General features: G+C 68.1%; 13 protein-coding genes. 6 read left to right on the top strand and 7 right to left on the bottom strand.

Annotation, left to right across the window (positions count from 1 at the left end):
* Positions 1-11: 11 nt before the first annotated feature.
* Positions 12-899 carry a LysR family transcriptional regulator gene (locus AC13GF_RS10350; protein WP_483004543.1) on the top strand — a complete coding sequence of 296 codons (888 nt, stop codon included), beginning with the start codon at positions 12-14 and terminating at the stop codon, positions 897-899.
* Here AC13GF_RS10350 and AC13GF_RS10345 read toward each other — a convergent pair.
* Positions 868-1,335 (bottom strand): YehS family protein, encoded by a 468-nt coding sequence (locus tag AC13GF_RS10345; protein WP_005411992.1) that lies wholly within the window; start codon positions 1,333-1,335, stop codon positions 868-870. The two genes, AC13GF_RS10350 and AC13GF_RS10345, sit on opposite strands and share 32 nt — an antisense overlap.
* Positions 1,336-1,450: 115 nt before the next feature.
* Between AC13GF_RS10345 and AC13GF_RS10340 the strand changes: the two genes are divergently transcribed.
* Positions 1,451-2,203 carry an SDR family NAD(P)-dependent oxidoreductase gene (locus AC13GF_RS10340; protein WP_049448698.1) on the top strand — a complete coding sequence of 251 codons (753 nt, stop codon included), beginning with the start codon at positions 1,451-1,453 and terminating at the stop codon, positions 2,201-2,203.
* A 120-nt stretch (positions 2,204-2,323) separates the two neighbouring features.
* Here AC13GF_RS10340 and AC13GF_RS10335 read toward each other — a convergent pair whose 3' ends face one another.
* The 3 genes from AC13GF_RS10335 to radC form a co-directional block, all read right to left on the bottom strand.
* Positions 2,324-3,226 carry an SPOR domain-containing protein gene (locus tag AC13GF_RS10335; protein WP_483004542.1) on the bottom strand — a complete coding sequence of 301 codons (903 nt, stop codon included), beginning with the start codon at positions 3,224-3,226 and terminating at the stop codon, positions 2,324-2,326.
* A 21-nt stretch (positions 3,227-3,247) separates the two neighbouring features.
* On the bottom strand, positions 3,248-4,936 hold the full coding sequence (argS, locus tag AC13GF_RS10330) for an arginine--tRNA ligase (RefSeq protein ID WP_012478915.1): 1,689 nt from the start codon (positions 4,934-4,936) through the stop codon (positions 3,248-3,250).
* Between the two features lie 114 nt (positions 4,937-5,050).
* Positions 5,051-5,755 carry a RadC family protein gene (gene radC, locus AC13GF_RS10325; protein WP_483004541.1) on the bottom strand — a complete coding sequence of 235 codons (705 nt, stop codon included), beginning with the start codon at positions 5,753-5,755 and terminating at the stop codon, positions 5,051-5,053.
* A 151-nt stretch (positions 5,756-5,906) separates the two neighbouring features.
* On the opposite strand from radC, the gene AC13GF_RS10320 reads away from it, so the two are divergent.
* Entirely contained in the window at positions 5,907-6,962 is a 1,056-nt protein-coding gene (locus AC13GF_RS10320; RefSeq protein WP_483004540.1) for a hypothetical protein, read from the top strand.
* Between the two features lie 11 nt (positions 6,963-6,973).
* Here the strand turns inward: AC13GF_RS10320 and AC13GF_RS10315 are convergent, their stop codons facing one another.
* Positions 6,974-7,600 carry a response regulator gene (locus AC13GF_RS10315; protein ID WP_126929932.1) on the bottom strand — a complete coding sequence of 209 codons (627 nt, stop codon included), beginning with the start codon at positions 7,598-7,600 and terminating at the stop codon, positions 6,974-6,976.
* Between the two features lie 228 nt (positions 7,601-7,828).
* Between AC13GF_RS10315 and coaBC the strand changes: the two genes are divergently transcribed.
* Genes coaBC through AC13GF_RS10300 form a run of 3 tightly spaced genes read left to right on the top strand, consistent with a single transcriptional unit; the run spans position 7,829 to position 11,919 of the window.
* On the top strand, positions 7,829-9,091 hold the full coding sequence (gene coaBC, locus AC13GF_RS10310) for a bifunctional phosphopantothenoylcysteine decarboxylase/phosphopantothenate--cysteine ligase CoaBC (RefSeq protein WP_295554384.1): 1,263 nt from the start codon (positions 7,829-7,831) through the stop codon (positions 9,089-9,091).
* Positions 9,088-9,561 carry a dUTP diphosphatase gene (gene dut / locus AC13GF_RS10305; RefSeq protein WP_005420510.1) on the top strand — a complete coding sequence of 158 codons (474 nt, stop codon included), beginning with the start codon at positions 9,088-9,090 and terminating at the stop codon, positions 9,559-9,561. Before coaBC ends, dut begins: the two co-directional genes overlap by 4 nt.
* A gap of 12 nt (positions 9,562-9,573) precedes the next feature.
* A complete protein-coding gene (locus tag AC13GF_RS10300) occupies positions 9,574-11,919 on the top strand; it encodes a phosphomannomutase/phosphoglucomutase (protein WP_483004539.1) in 2,346 nt (781 codons plus the stop codon).
* Between the two features lie 347 nt (positions 11,920-12,266).
* On the opposite strand, the gene AC13GF_RS10295 is transcribed toward AC13GF_RS10300, so the two are convergent.
* Together AC13GF_RS10295 and AC13GF_RS10290 are read right to left on the bottom strand one after the other, a co-directional pair.
* Entirely contained in the window at positions 12,267-12,980 is a 714-nt protein-coding gene (locus AC13GF_RS10295; protein ID WP_004153862.1) for a response regulator transcription factor, read from the bottom strand.
* Positions 12,961-15,621, bottom strand: a complete 2,661-nt coding sequence (locus AC13GF_RS10290; protein WP_049448686.1) for a sensor histidine kinase — start codon at positions 15,619-15,621, stop codon at positions 12,961-12,963. The genes AC13GF_RS10295 and AC13GF_RS10290 overlap by 20 nt, the downstream gene beginning before the upstream one ends.
* Positions 15,622-15,623 lie beyond the last annotated feature (2 nt).

The following is a 15,623-nucleotide window of genomic DNA, read 5'->3' as shown; positions in this document are numbered from 1 at the left end:
AAGATAGTTGGATGAATCTCAAGCAGCTTGAATTTGCCGTCGCCCTGGCCGAGGAGGGCAATTTCACCCGTGCCGCCGAACGCTGCCATGTGGTGCAGTCCGCGTTGAGCCACCAGATTGCCTACCTGGAGCAGGAACTGGGCACGCCCCTGTTCGAGCGCCTGCCGCGGCAGGTGCGGGCGACGGCAGCGGGTGAGGCGCTGCTGGTGCACGCACGCCAGGTGCTGGTCAGCCTGCGTCACCTGCGCGCCGACGTGGCCGCGGTCAGTGGCGAGGTGCGTGGTCTGCTGGCGATCGGGCAGATCTCCTCGCTGACCGATATCGATGTGGTGGCGATGCTGGCAGCTTTTCAGCAGGCACACCCGCAGGTGGAGTTCCAGCTGCGGGTCGACAAGAGCGAGGACCTGATCGCGCAGGTGCAGTCGCGTGACCTGGATGTGGCGCTGGTCGGGTTGTCACCCTCGGCCGGCCTGGACGGGGTCTGCCACCAGATGCTGCTGGAAGAAGACCTGGTGGCGGTGCTGGCGCCGTCGCATCGCTTGGCCCGGCGCAAGCGGCTGCCATTGACCGAACTGCAGGACGAGGCGCTGGTCGATTTCCCGCGCGGCACCGGTGCGCGGCGGCAGACCGACGATGCCTTCGCCGCCGCTGGCCTGCCGCACACGGTGCGCTTCGAGGTCAATCTGATGGAACTGATCGAGCGCTTCGTCCGCCATGGGCTGGCGGTTGGCATCGTGCCGGCGTTGATCGCCGAAGGCTTCCAGAGCGTGGTGCAGATTCCTCTGCAGCCAACCCCGACCCGCCGCGTGCACCTGGTCTGGCAGCGGCTGCCGACACCGGCGGCGCGGGCGTTCGTCGAGGCCGTGCTCAGCCGCGCAGGCGCAGGCTCAGGCCCTTGAGGAAGTTGCGCAGCATCTGGTCCAGGCAACGCCGGTAGTTGGTGTGCCCGGGCTGGCGGAACAGCGCGCCCACTTCCGACTTGGACACGTTGAAACCGGCGCTGGCGAAGATCTCCATCAGATCGACGTCGCGCAGCTGGAACGCCACGCGCAGCTTCTTCAGCACCAGGTTGTTGTCGATGCGGGTTTCCACCGCGCGCTGCGGCTGGCTCTCGTCGCGACCGCGCAGGTGCACGATCAGGCCGTCGAGGAAGTGCGCCAGCGCGCTGTCGCTCATCGCTTCGAAACCGGCTTCGTCCTCGCGGCGCAGCCAGGCCTTCACCTGTTCGGGATCCACGGCGAAGGCCGGGTCGGCCATCTGGCACAGGGTGACCACGTGGTGGTCGCCCAGGTCCAGGGAGTAGCGCACGCTGCGCAGGACATCGTTGTTGATCATGGCCCAATTGTACCGGTCACCCCGGCAGGCGGGGCCGGATCTGGCCGATCAGGCAACGCAACCCCCGGCCGACGGTGCCAGAATGGGGGTCTGGTTTTCCCCCTGGAGTTGCCTGATGACCCGCACTGTCCTGATTACCGGCGCCACGTCCGGCTTCGGCGCCGCCGCCGTCCACCGCTTCGCCCAGGCAGGCTGGAAGGTGATCGCCACCGGCCGCCGCAGTGAACGCCTGCAGCCGCTGGTCGAGCGCTACGGCAAGGACGTGGTGCATGCGGCCGCCTTCGACATCCGCGATCCGGTCGCGATGGAAGCCGCGCTGCTGGCACTGCCGCCGGCCTTCGGCGAGATCGATCTGCTGGTCAACAATGCTGGCCTGGCGCAGGGCACCGCGCCGGCACAGAGCGCCAAGCTGTCGGACTGGACCACGATGATCGACACCAACATCACCGCGCTGGTGACCCTGACCCACCGCCTGCTGCCGCAGCTGGTGGAGCGCAAGGGCGCGATCATCAACATTTCGTCGGTGGCCGGCGTCTATCCGTACCCGGGCGGTAACGCCTACGGTGGCACCAAGGCCTTCGTCAGCCAGTTCTCGCTGGGCCTGCGCTCGGACCTGCACGGCACCGGCGTGCGCGTGACCACGATCGAGCCGGGCATGGCCGAGACCGAGTTCACCGTGGTGCGTACCCATGGCGACCAGGCGGCGTCGGACAAGCTCTATACCGGCGCCAACCCGATGACCGCCGAAGACATCGCCGAACAGATCTTCTGGGTGGCCAGCCTGCCGCCGCACCTGAACATCAATCGCCTGGAGCTGATGCCGGTCAGCCAGTCGTTCGCCGGTTTCCAGGTCGCCCGCGAAGGCTGACGGCCGTTTGTAGAGTCGAGCTTGCTCGACTGTTGTTCTACCCCCAGTCGAGCCATGCTCGACTCCACAGAAACAAAAAAAGCCGGGCAATGCCCGGCTTTTTCATTCACATCGGCAGGCTTACTGCGCCTTGATCGCCATTGCCTGCAGGCCGGTGCCATCCAGCTTCTGCTTGGCTTCGGACAACTCGCCGGCACTGCCATACGGCCCCATGCGCACGCGGTACACGGTCTTGCCGTTGATCTGCGCCGACTCCACGCGTGCCGCCAGGCCCATCATCGCCAGCTTGGCCTTGGTGGCCTCGGCATCGCCGGAGGCACCGAAAGCACCCGCCTGCAGGATGTAGCGGGCGTTGTCGGCGGCCGCCGGTGCAGCAGCGGCCGGGGTACTGGCCGCGGTCGGCGGGGTTTCCGCACGCGCCGCCGGAGTGGCAGCGGCGGTGCTGGTCGACGCCGTCGGCGTGCTGGCCGGCGGCGTTGCTGCAGCCGGGCGTTCGCTAAGCGGTGCCGGCAGCGGACGGCTGGTGGCGGTTACCGGTGCGGTGCTGGCCACGCTGGCGGTTGCCGTCGGTGCCGGCGTAGCGGCGGCGGCCGGAACCGGCTTGCCTTCCAGTGCCGCCTGCGCGCGCTGCGCTTCGGCCTTGGCCCGGCGCTGGTCTTCGGCACGCGCGCTGGCGGCCAGTTCGGCGTCGGACATTTCAACTTCCTTGCCCGGCAGCAGGGTGTAGAAGTCGTACTGGGTGGCGGCCGGCTTTTCCGGTTCGGCCGGCTTCGGCGTGGCCGGCTGCGCGGCCGGCTGGGTGCCCACATCGCTGTCGGCATCCGCGACCGGGGCCGGCTGCGCGTTCGGGTTCGGCTGCGGACCGGCGCGAAGGAAGCCATCGCCTTCGCCCTTGAACAGGTTCGGCGCCGCCAGGAACACCACGGCCGCAATCGCCACGCCAGCGACCAGCCACACCCATCCGGGTGTGCCCTGGCTGCTGCTGTTGCGTCGTGCCTGGTTTTTGCCGCGTCGTGCTGCCATGTGTACTGCGTCTCCTGATGCTTACATTTTTTCCGGGGCGCTGACGCCCAGGAGTTCGAGGCCGTTGGCCAGCACCTGGCGCGCGGCGCAGGCCAGGGTCAGCTTGGCGTTGCGATCGGCGGCGTCTTCCACCAGCACCGGCGTCCCGTGATACCACGTGTGGAAGGCGTGCGCCAATTCACGCAGGTACTGCGCCACCAGGTGCGGTTCCAGCGCCACGCCAGCCGCTTCCACCACTTCCGGGTACCGCGAGATCTCGTTCATCAGCAGCAGCGAAGCGTCGTCGGCCAGGCGGCCAAGGTTGGCCAGGCCGTTGCCCTGTTCGTACACCAGGCCCTTCTCCTGCGCCTGGCGCAGCAGGCTGCAGACGCGGGCATGCGCGTACTGCACGTAGAACACCGGGTTGTCGTTGCTCTGCTGGCGGGCCAGGTCGATGTCGAAGGTCAGCTGCGAATCGGGCTTGCGCGCGATCAGGAACCAGCGGGTGGCATCGCGGCCGGCTTCCTCGATCAGGTCGCGCAGGGTGAAGTAGCTGCCGGCACGCTTGGACAGCTTCACTTCCTCGCCGCCACGCATGACGGTGACCATCTGGTGCAGCACGTATTCCGGCCAGCCCTGCGGGATGCCCACTTCCATCGCCTGCAGGCCGGCGCGCACGCGTGCCAGCGAGCCGTGGTGGTCGGCACCCAGTTCGGTGATCGCGCGCTCGTAGCCGCGCTGCCACTTGGACAGATGGTAGGCCACGTCCGGCACGAAGTAGGTGAAGGTGCCGTCGGACTTGCGCATCACGCGGTCCTTGTCGTCACCGAAGTCGGTGCTGCGCAGCCACAGCGCGCCACCTTCTTCATAGGTATGACCCGAGGCCTGCAGCTTGGCCACCGCTTCGGCTACCTTGCCGTCGGCGTACAGCGAGCTTTCCAGGAAATAGATGTCGAAGTCGACGCCGAACGCGGCCAGGTCCAGATTCTGCTCGTTGCGCAGGTAGGCCACGGCGAAGCGGCGGATCGCCTGCATGTCGTCCGGGTCCTTGGCGCCGACCACGGTGCTGCCTTCCAGATCGACGCTGGCGCCGGCCATGTAGGCGCGGGCGACGTCGGCGATGTACTCCCCGCGGTAGCCACCTTCCGGCCAGCCGTCCTGGTCCGGCGCGATGCCCTTGATCCGCGCCTGGGTGGACAGCGCCAGGTTCTCGATCTGCACGCCGGCGTCGTTGTAGTAGAACTCACGCTTGGCGTTCCAGCCGTTGGCATCGAGCACACGTGCCACGCAGTCGCCGATCGCCGCCGCGCGGCCATGGCCGACATGCAGCGGACCGGTCGGGTTGGCCGACACGTACTCCACACCCACCGTGCGGCCATTGCCGGACAGGTTGCGGCCGTAGTCGTGGGCTTCCTTGATGACCGAGGCGGCTTCGCGCTGGTACGCGGCGGGGGCCAGGTGGAAGTTGATGAAGCCGGGGCCGGCGATCTCGACCTTGCTGACGTCCTCGCTGCGCGGCAGCGCCTCGACCAATGCCTGTGCCAGTGCGCGCGGATTGCTGCGCGCGGCCTTGGCCAGCAGCATCGCGGCATTGGTGGCGAAGTCGCCGTGGTCGCGGGTCTTCGGGCGCTCGACCACGAAGTCCGGCGGCAGGGAGTCGGCGGGCAGGGTGCCATTGGCGCGCAAGGCTTCGATGCCTTGGCTGATCAGGGCGCGGAGGAGATTTTTCACGAGGCCTGCTGTGAGAATGAGCGGCGGAATCGCCCATTTTAGCGCAGATACCCGCGCCCACGCTGACCAGAACATGCCTGTGGGGGCGGCCGATGGCGCCTGAAGGGGCCGCGCTCAGCCGAACAGGCGTGGCTGGGGCGGGGACAGCAGGCCCCGTTCAGCAAATGAAACGGGACGGCCCTCGCCGACCACGAAGTGGTCCAGCAGGCGCACGTCCACCATCGCCAGGGCCTGCTGCAGTTCGTCGGTGATGCGGGTATCGGCGCTGGAGGGTTCCGGGTCGCCGGAAGGGTGGTTGTGGCTGAGGATCACCGCCGCCGCGTTGTGCAGCAGGGCGCGCCGCACCACTTCGCGGGGGTAGACCGGTGCGGCGTTGATGGTGCCGTGGAACAGTTCCTCGCAGGCGATCAGGCGGTGGCGGTTGTCCAGGAACAGGGCCATGAAGATTTCCCGGGCCTGCCCCCGCAGGCGGTGCTGCAGATAGCGGCCGACCGCGGCCGGGTTGTTGCCGACCGCTTCGCCGTGTTCCAGCTCGGCGGCCAGGTAGCGGTGGGCCAGTTCCAGCCCGGCAGCCAGCGCACAGCTGCGCGCCGGGCCCAGCCCGGGCAGGCGGGCCAGCTCCCGCGCGGGGCGATCGAGCAGCACCCGCAACGGGCCATGCGCCTGCAGCAGGTCGCGCGCAGTCTGCACGGCATCGCGGCCACCGAACCCGGAGCCAAGAAACAGGGCCAGCAGTTCGGCGTCGGAAAGTGACGTGGGCCCGCGCGCGATCAGCTTCTCGCGGGGGCGTTCCTGTTCGGGCCAGTCGTGGATGGGCATGGCCCCAATCCTGGACGTTTGGCCCCACCACCGAAATCAGGAAACCGGGATGAGAGGGGTCAGTCGATGCCTACCAGGCAGATTTGCAACAAACTTCAATGGATCCACTGATCGCCTTCTCTAGACTTCAACGGTGTGCTTGGGAGACCCGATGAAGCGACTTTCCCTGATCCTGATTCTTTCAACCTCGATGCTGCCTGGTCCGGCGGGGGCTGGGGACGCTGCGGCGACCTACGAGGAACTGCCCTCGTTGGCCAACAGCGGAGTTGCCGTCGTGGCGGCAAGCTTCGATGGCGCTGTACTGGCGGGGACTGGGCGTCGAGGATGCTGCTTCTCGCAGGCATTCCGATGGTCCCGTCAGGATGGCGTCCGTTGGCTGTCACCGCGGAACGAGGCAGAGGACAGTTCGGCTCGGGCAATCAGCAGGGATGGTCAGATCATCCTGGTGGAGACCCGAATCTCGACCGCGATGCAGGTTCTCCGCTGGTTGCCTGGGGGCGAACGGGTTGCGGTTACCCCGGTCAGTGAATCCCACCAAGGCCTGGCGATGAACGCTGATGGGACCGTCGTCGGGGGAGCGGAGTACCTTTACCACTCACCGGATAGCGAGCAGCCCTACCTGTGGAGCGAGGCAGGGGGCTATCGCATTCTTCCGGCGCCTGAAGGAGCCGACGGTACACGTCCTACCCATTTCGACCCGGATCCGGCTGTCGTTCATGGCACTTTCTTTGTCGACGGGCCTGAACCAGGCGATCCCGCGATGCCCATGCGGATCCGGTGGCGAAACGATGAAATCGACCCTGCCTCGCTTGCACCCATGTCGGATGACACGCTCCAGATTGGTCAGTTCGCCTCGGAGCAGTCGCTCCAGGCCGCAGGGATCGATCGCTACGAGCCAATGTCGATCGTGTGGATGGATCTGCAGGGCGGAATCTTGCTGGGAAGCGAGCCGTTTTCGAATCAGGCACTGATTTGGACGCGCAGCAATGGCGTGTGTCGTCTGCAAGACTGGCTGCGGGCACTTCCTGTGGAGCTCCCTGAAGATACCCGTTGGGAGGGCTCTCTGGTCAGCCCGGACGGACGCGTGTTGGTTGGCCTTGGGCACCGCAAGGGAGGCGAGGAGCAGGTTCCCTGGCGGGTATCGTCGGATGTGCCCTTGGCAGCCATTGTCCTTTCTGCCCCTGGTTGCGCCGCTCCCGCTGGCTGAGTCCCAATGCCCTAACCGCGCCGGGTCTGCAGGTAGTCGAACAGCTCCTGGTTGTTCTGCAGGCCCAGCTTGCGCTTGGCTTCGGCCTTCTGCCGGCTGATGGTCTTCGGGCTGCGCCCACAGCGTTCGGCGACTTCGTTCACGTTGAGACCAGCCGCCAGCAGCTCCAGCACTTCCTGTTCACGTGCCGACAGCGGCGCCGGTTCGCGCGGAAACAGCAGGTCGCGCGCCTGGAGGTGGTGGCGCAGCTGCTGGGAGACGAATACCTGCCCGGCCAGTGCGGCGTTCAGTGCGTGGGGCAGCTCGGCGAAATCGGCGCACTTGTCGACCAGGCCACTGATGCCCTCCCGCAGCAGACCGTCCAGCAGGCCGGGATGGCGGGCGCCGGTCAGCACCACCACCGGCAGGCCAGGGCGGCGGATGCGCAGCGCGTCGATCAGCTCCGGACCGTCCGGGCCGGCACCCGGCATCGACAGGTCGGTCAGCACCGCATCGCAATCGTGGTGGTCCACCAGCTCCAGCAGCTGGGCGCCGTCACGCGCACTGCCGACGATGTCCATCAGGTAGGTCTGCAGCACGATACGGATGCCATGCAGGACCACGGGATGGTCGTCGGCGATGATGATGCGTGGATGCACGCGGCTCCTCGAAGGTCGAACAGGCCACGGCGGGCGGCAGCCAATGCCTGATTCTGCAAAAGTGCAGACCCGCAGAGGTATAGGAAAGGTCCGAAACTGATACCGGGTGAATCCCGGGTCAACGTAGGCGGACTCCATCTGCTGATAGCCGCCCGCTATGTGCGCCCTGCACCGGGACATTACCGACCATCGGGTAAGCTAGCGCCCTCGTTTGCACAGGAATTCCAGGTGGCTGACTCCCCCAACGCTTCCCCCGCGCCGGCCCGCGCGCTGGAAGGTCAGAAACTGCTGTTGTGCGTCGGCGGCGGGATCGCGGCGTACAAGGCGCTGGAACTGGTGCGGCGCCTGCGCGACGCCGGTGCCCAGGTGCAGGTGGCGATGACCGCCGGTGCCCAGCAGTTCGTCACTCCGCTCAGCTTCCAGGCCTTGTCCGGGCAGCCGACCCGCACCACGTTGTGGGATAGCGCCGCCGAACAGGCCATGGGCCACATCGAGCTGGCCCGCTGGGCCGACCGCATCGTGGTCGCTCCGGGGACCGCCGATCTGCTGGCACGGCTGGCCCAGGGCCACGCCGATGACCTGGTCAGCACCCTGTGCCTGGCCAGCACCGCGCCGTTGACCCTCTGCCCGGCGATGAACCACCGCATGTGGCTGCATCCGGCCACCCAGGCCAACATCGCCCTGCTGCGCCAGCGCGGCGCGCAGGTGATCGGCCCGGTCGACGGTCCGCTGGCCGAAGGCGAGTCCGGTCCGGGTCGTCTGGCCGAGCCCGGCGACATCGTGGCGGCGCTGGCCGCCAATGGCAGCAGTGCCGCGACCGTTGCCGCGCCGGAAACCCGCGCGCTGCAGGGCCTGCGCCTGCTGATCAGCGCTGGCCCGACCTATGAAGACATCGATCCGGTGCGCTACGTCGGCAACCGCAGCAGCGGCAAGATGGGCTTCGCCCTGGCCGCGGCCGCCGCGACGATGGGCGCCCAGGTGGTGCTGGTCAGCGGCCCGGTACAGCTGCCGACGCCACCCGGCGTGCAGCGGGTCGATGTGCGCTCGGCCGCGCAGATGCGCGATGCCGTGCTGAAGTCGTTGCCGGCAGACATCTATATCGGTGCCGCTGCGGTGTCCGACTACACGCCACGGCAGGTGGCTCCGCAGAAGCTGAAGAAGACCGCCGAGAGCCAGTCGCTGGTGATCGAGCTGGTGCGCACGCCGGACATCCTTGCCGAAGTTGCCGCGCAGACGCAGTCGCTGAAGCTGGTGGTCGGCTTTGCCGCCGAAACCCACGACGTGGAGAAATATGCGCGTGGCAAGCTGGTCGACAAGCGCCTGGACCTGGTGATCGCCAACCAGGTCGGCATCAGCGGCGGTGGTTTCGAGAGTGACAACAATGCCGCCACTGCCTTCTGGCAGGACGGTGAACAGGTATTCCCGGCCACCTCCAAGCGCGAGCTGGCCGAACAACTGCTGGCGCTGATCGCGCGGAGACTCCAGGCATGACCCAGGCTTCCCTTTCCCAACCGCTGCAGGTCAAGCTGCTCGATCCGCGCTTCGGCGACAGCTGGCCGCTGCCGGCCTATGCCACCGAAGCCAGCGCCGGCATGGACCTGCGCGCGGCGCTGGATACCGCGCTGACCCTGCAGCCGGGCGACACCGCGCTGGTGCCCAGCGGCCTGGCCATCCACATCGCCGACCCGAACCTGTGCGCGGTGATCCTGCCGCGTTCCGGGCTGGGTCACCGCCACGGCATCGTGCTCGGCAACGGTACCGGCCTGATCGACGCCGATTACCAGGGCCCGCTGCTGATCAGCGTCTGGAACCGTGGCCGCGAGGCCTTCACCATCGAGCCGGGCGATCGCATCGCGCAGCTGGTGGTCGTGCCGATTGCCCGCGTCAGCCTGCAGGTGGTGGATACTTTCACCGACAGCGTGCGGGGAACGGGTGGATTCGGCCATACCGGGGTGCGTTGACAGGGGACATCGATGAGCGGCATCGGGGAAGGACAGCGGGGACGGTCGTTGGGACGCAGTGCGCCACTACTGGGGGTGCTGCTGGTCCTGCTGGCCGGCTGGTTCGGATGGAGCGCGGTGCAGCAATGGCGCCAGGAGGCCAACGGCCAGGCGCTGGAAGCTGCGCGTGACCAGGCCGTGCAAGGCCTGCAGGAGGCTGCTGCTGGCCAGCTGAAGCAGTTGCAGCAGCAGCTGAAGAACGAGCGCGTGCAGCAGGCGCTGCAGGCCGGTGATGCCGCTGCGGCGGCACTCGCTGTCCGCGAGAGCTGGACCGGCGTCGAGCACGCCGAAGTATTGACGGCCGATCTGGCCGGCGCCTATGCCGACCCGGCGACCTTCGGCTATGCCCGATTGGCGCTGCTGGAAGCGGCGTTGGCCGAAGGCAAGCCCAGCCTGCGCGTGGTCCGCGATGGTGGTGGCAATCGCCTGGGCCTGGCGGCACCGGTGCAGCTGGGCAGCCTGGGCCCGGCAGTGCTCTACGTGCGCCAGCCATTGCTGCGACTGACCTCGCCGCTGGACCAGGTGAGTGCGCCATCGGCCGGTTTCCTTGGCCTGCGCCAGGGCACGCATGACCTCGTCGCCCAGGGCGATGCCGGCCTGGCAGAAAGTGCCGAAGCATTGGCGCGGCCGATTCCGGGCACGCCGTTGCGGCTGGTGGCCGCGGTACCCAATGTCGAACCCGGTCCGCTGGGCCTGGGTTCGCTGGCCAGCGCCATCGTCGCGCTGCTGCTGGCGTTCATCGCCGTGCTGCTGGTGGTCGGTCGTGGCCGCCTGCCGAAGTCGCTGCCGCTGCCGCGCCGTGCGGCCGTGGCGGAAGCGGATCATGGCCCGACCCTGAGCGAGAGCCTGCAGATGGCGCCGCCGCCGGTGGCCGAGGCCAGCACAACTGAAAGTGCACCGCCGCCTCCGCCGCCGGTTCCGGCCGAGGAACTGGCGGCCGGTATCTTCCGCGCCTACGACATCCGTGGCGTGGTTGGCAGCGAACTGACGCCGAAGACGGCGGCGCTGATCGGCCAGGCCATCGGTACCGTGGCACTGGAGCAGGGTCTGCGCGAGGTGGTGATCGGCCGCGACGGCCGCCTGTCCGGCCCGGAACTGGCCGCAGGATTGGCCGAGGGCCTGAGGCGCGCCGGTTGCGCTGTGATCGACATCGGCCTGGCACCGACCCCGGTCGTGTACTACGCCGCCTTCCATCTGCGTACCGGCACCTGCGTGGCGGTCACCGGCAGTCATAACCCGCCCGAGTACAACGGCTTCAAGGTGGTCATCGGCGGCGAGACGCTGTCCGGCGATGCCATCACCGATCTCTACCAGCGCATCGTCGAGGGTCGCCTCGTGCAGGCCGCCGAGCCCGGTGACTACCAGCAGCGCGATGTCAGTGCCGACTACATCCAGCGCATCGCCGATGACGTGCAGCTGGACCGCCCGCTGAAGGTCGTGGCCGATGCCGGCAATGGCGTTGCCGGTGCGCTCGCACCGCAGCTGCTGGAAGCGATCGGCGCCGAAGTCATTCCGCTGTACTGCGATGTCGACGGTACCTTCCCCAATCATCATCCCGACCCGAGCGAACCGGCCAACCTGGAAGACCTGGTGCAGACGGTCAAGCGCTTCGGCGCCGACCTCGGCGTCGCCTTCGATGGCGATGGCGACCGGTTGGGCGTGGTCACCGGCGAAGGCAGGATCATCTATGCCGACCGCCTGCTGATGCTGTTTGCCGCTGATGTGCTGATGCGCAACCCCGGCGCGATGGTGATCTACGACGTGAAGTGCACCGGCAAGCTGTCCGACCACGTGCTGCGCAATGGTGGCAGCCCGTTGATGTGGAAGACCGGGCATTCGCTGATGAAGGCGAAGATGCGCGAGACCGACGCCGAGCTGGCTGGCGAGATGAGCGGCCACTTCTTCTTCAAGGAGCGCTGGTTCGGTTTCGACGATGGCCTGTATGCGGCGGCGCGCCTGCTGGAGATCCTGGCCCAGCGCGAGGAGACCCCGGACGAGGTACTGGGCGAACTGCCGGAGATGGTGGCCACGCCGGAACTGAAGGTGCCGGTGGCCGACGGTACGCCGCACGCGCTGGTGGCGATGCTGGTGGCAGCGGCGCAGTCGCCGGACAACCCGTATGTGGGCGGTCGCCTGTCGACCATCGATGGCCTGCGCGTGGACTTCCCCGATGGCTGGGGCCTGGTGCGAGCTTCCAACACCACGCCGGTGCTGGTGCTGCGCTTCGAGGGCAACGACGAGGCGGCACTGGAACGCATCCAGGCGTTGTTCCGCAGCCAGCTGCAGCCGGTGCTGGGCGACACCCCGCTGGGGTTCTGAGCTGGGGCCGGGCTGCGCCCGGCACCCGCCGAATCAACGTCAACGTCAACGTCAACGTCAACGTCAACGTCAAAGGCCGGCTATCCGTGGGATGGCGGGGTGGGTCCGGTTGCGGGGGACGCTGCAAGTACGTCCATGTAAGCTCGGTCGCCGCATCCATGCGGCTCACGCCCCCGCAACCGGACCCACCCCGCCTTCGACAGATTTCCGCGATCTGTCGGAACGGCATGGACCGCCGTTGGTAGGTGTCGACCTTGGTCGACACAGTAGATCCACGCCATGCGTGGATGCGCTTCGATGGATGTCCATCCACACACCGTGGGTGCCGACCGTTGGTCGGCACACCTTCACCCCTTGAAACGCAATCCCACGCCCGGCTCGGTGAACAGGTAGCGCGAATCCAGCGCTGAGTCGCCCAGCTTGTGCCGCAGCTTGCCGACCAGGATGCGCAGGTAGTGGGTGTCGTGCTGGTGGGTCGGGCCCCAGATTTCCTGCAGGATCTGTGGCTGGGTCACCACGCGCCCCGCGTTGCGCAGCAGCAGCGACAGCAACGCGTATTCTTTGCGGGTCAACGCCACCGGCTCGCCGTCCAGCGCCACTTCACGGCGCACCAGGTCCACATGCAGGTGGCCATCGTCGAACACCGGTGGCGTGCCATCACTTGGCACGCTGCGCGTGCGCAGCAGCGCCCGTACCCGTGCCATCAGCTCCTGCGTGCCGAACGGCTTGGTCACGTAGTCGTTCGCACCTGTATCCAGTGCGCGCACCTTCTCGGCTTCGCCGGCGCGCACGGTCAGCATGATCACCGGCACCTGGCTCCACTGCCGCAGCTGCTCCAGCACCTCATGGCCTTCCATGTCCGGCAGGCCGATGTCCAGGATCACCAGGTCCATGTCCTCGCTGGCCGCCAGCTGCAGGCCTTCCTGGCCGGTGGCCGCCTGTCGCACCTGGTAGCCCTGCGCGCGCAGGCTGATGTCCAGGAACCGGCGGATCTGGGTTTCATCATCGATCACCAGCACGCGCGCGGCCGGCACGCTGGCATCAATCGGGGTCGGGCTCATCGTGGGAGGCTGGCTTGAGCAGGGGCAGGGTGATGCGGATCAGGGTACCGCGACCGTCGCGTCCGGGCAGCGCCTGCACGCTGCCGCCATGCGCGCCGATCATGCCCTGGCAGATGGTCAGGCCCAGGCCGGTGCCGTGGCGGCCGCGGTCGCCGCGTTCAACGCTGTAGAACATGTCGAAGATGCGCGCGCGCTCGTCATCGGGAATGCCGGGGCCGGCATCGATCACGTCAATGCGCAGCTGGCCGTCCAGTTCGCGCGCCTGCACCTGCACGGCGGCGTCGGGCGGCGAGAACTTGGCCGCGTTCTCCATCACGTTGAACACCGCCTGTTCGACCAGTGCCGGATGCACCCAGATCGGCGCCAGCGTGGCCGGAATATCCAGCTCCAGCCGTACCTTGGGCTGGTAGCGCTGCAGGCGCCGCGCCGCCGAGCCGATCAGTTCGTCCACCCCGATCCAGTCGCGGTTGATCTTCAATCCTTCGTGGCCGAGGCGGGTCATGTCCAGCAGGTTCTGGATGTAGCGGTCCAGCCGTTCGCCCTCGACCAGAATGGTGTCCAGCAGGGCACGGCGATCGGCCGTATCCATCGCCGCGCCATAGCTGGCCAGGCTGTCGGCCGAACCGATCATCGCCGCCAGCGGCGAGCGCAGGTCGTGGGACACCGAAGAAAGCAGGGCCGAGCGCAGCCGTTCGGTCTCGTTGCTGACGTGCGCCTGCTCCAGCTCGGCCACCAGCCGCGTACGCAGCGCGGCCTGCGCGATGTCATCGACCATTGCTTCGGCCAGCTGCCGTTGCTCGGGCAGCAGGCGTGCCTGCGCGCCGGGCAGGTACAGGCCTGCTACGCCGATCGCACGATCCTCGCCGTCGAGCAGCGGCAGGAACCACCATTGCGCACCGGCCAGGGTGTCGGTGAAGCGGCCGCTGGGCTGGCCGTGGCGCAGCGCCCAGTCGGCGGCGGCCAGGTCGGTATCGCCCGGCTGGCTGCGGCCACCGGTGGCGGTATCGGCGCCGATGCGCAGCCACGCCGGCACGTCCATGGCCTGTTCCAGTGCATGCCGACCCGCCTGCGCCACCTCGCCGTTGCCGGCGGCACTGGCCAGTTGGCGGCCCAGCTGCTGGCGCGCACGCGCATGGCGGTTGGCCGCACGCAGCGCGATCACCTGCATGCGCAGGCGCGAGGCCAGGCGTCCGGCCACCAGTGCGGCGGCCAGGAACAGGAACACGGTGATCACGCCCTGGCGCGCACCGATGGCGAAGGTGAAGCGCGGCGCGATGAACAGGAAGTTGTAGGCGAGGAAGCACAGGATCGCCGCCATCACCGCCACACTGGCGCGGGTGCGTGCGGCCACCAACACCACCGCCACGATGAACACCATCGACAGGTCGGCCATGCCCACCCAGCGCTCGGCCAGCCATGCCACCGCGCAGGCCAGTGCGGTGGCGATCAGGGCCTGTGCTGGTTCGTAGCTGATGCCACGCATCGGCGGCAGCAGGCCCTCGCGGCGCGAGCGCGCCCGCGCCTGCGGCGTGCTGATGATGGTGATCTCGTAATGCGCGCCGCGCTGGATCAGCTGCTGGGTCAGGGTGCGGTTGAACATCCGCGCCAGCGGACGTTCGCGGGTCCGGCCCAGCACCAGGGTCGATACGCCGTTGTGTGCGGCATGGTCGAGCAGGGCATCGGCGATGCTCGATCCGTGCAGCAGTTCGGCGTCGCCGCCCAGCCGCCGTGCCAATGCGAAGGCCGCATCGATCTCGCGCCGGGTCGCCTCGTCCTGGCGTCGCCCCTGTACGGTCACCACCGTCCACGGTGCGTCGCGGCGTTCGGCGATGCGCCGCGCCACCCGCACCAGGTATTCACTCTGACCGCCGCCATCAATGGCCACCAGCACGCCGCGACGCAGCGGCAGGTTGCTCTCGCCACGCGCGGCACGTGCTTCGCGCAGGCTGCTGTCGACGCGGTCGGCCGCCTCCTGCATCGCCAGCTCGCGCAGCGCGGTCAGGTTGGCCGGCGAGAAGAACGCCTGCAGCGCCTGCGCGGCCTGTTCGGGCACATAGACCTTGCCCTGCTGCAGGCGCGCGATCAGTTCGCGCGGCGGCAGATCGACCAGCACGATGTCGTGCAGGCGGTCGAGCACACCGTCCGGCACCGTCTCACTGACGCGCACGCCGGTGATGCGCATCACCACATCGTTGAGGCTTTCCAGATGCTGGATGTTGACCGTGGTCCAGACGTCGATGCCGGCATCCAGCAGCTCCATCACATCCTGCCAGCGCCGCTCATGGCGGCTGCCCGGCGCATTGCGGTGGGCCAGTTCGTCCACCAGCACCAGCGCCGGGTGCCGCGCGAGCACGGCATCCAGGTCCATCTCCTGCAGGGTGTGGCCGTGGTAGGCCACTGCCTTCAGCGGCAGCTGCGGCAGGCCCTCCAGCAGCGCCTGGGTATCGGCGCGGCCGTGGGTTTCCACCAGCCCGACCACCAGGTCAACGCCACGGCGCAGCTGTTCCTGCGCGCGGGTCAGCATGGTGTAGGTCTTGCCCACGCCCGGCGCCGCACCGAGGAACACGGTCAGCTTGCCGCCGGCTTCGCGTTGCAGGCCTTCGACCAGGGCATCGGCCTGGCGGGTACGCGCATCAGTCATGG

The organism is Stenotrophomonas sp. 22LJNL06-5-1 (genome assembly GCF_056861455.1).
Note: the sequence above shows the minus strand (reverse complement) of the source record. Positions and strands in the feature narration are given on the sequence as shown.

Coding starts and splice junctions, on each gene's coding strand:
- AC13GF_RS10295 (WP_004153862.1), bottom strand. CDS start 12,980: ATGAGCCCGACCCCGATTGATGCCAGCGTGCCGGCCGCGCGCGTGCTG.
- dut (WP_005420510.1), top strand. CDS start 9,088: ATGACCCAGGCTTCCCTTTCCCAACCGCTGCAGGTCAAGCTGCTCGAT.
- AC13GF_RS10335 (WP_483004542.1), bottom strand. CDS start 3,226: ATGGCAGCACGACGCGGCAAAAACCAGGCACGACGCAACAGCAGCAGC.
- AC13GF_RS10340 (WP_049448698.1), top strand. CDS start 1,451: ATGACCCGCACTGTCCTGATTACCGGCGCCACGTCCGGCTTCGGCGCC.
- AC13GF_RS10300 (WP_483004539.1), top strand. CDS start 9,574: ATGAGCGGCATCGGGGAAGGACAGCGGGGACGGTCGTTGGGACGCAGT.
- AC13GF_RS10350 (WP_483004543.1), top strand. CDS start 12: ATGAATCTCAAGCAGCTTGAATTTGCCGTCGCCCTGGCCGAGGAGGGC.
- AC13GF_RS10290 (WP_049448686.1), bottom strand. CDS start 15,621: ATGACTGATGCGCGTACCCGCCAGGCCGATGCCCTGGTCGAAGGCCTG.
- AC13GF_RS10345 (WP_005411992.1), bottom strand. CDS start 1,335: ATGATCAACAACGATGTCCTGCGCAGCGTGCGCTACTCCCTGGACCTG.
- AC13GF_RS10320 (WP_483004540.1), top strand. CDS start 5,907: ATGAAGCGACTTTCCCTGATCCTGATTCTTTCAACCTCGATGCTGCCT.
- radC (WP_483004541.1), bottom strand. CDS start 5,755: ATGCCCATCCACGACTGGCCCGAACAGGAACGCCCCCGCGAGAAGCTG.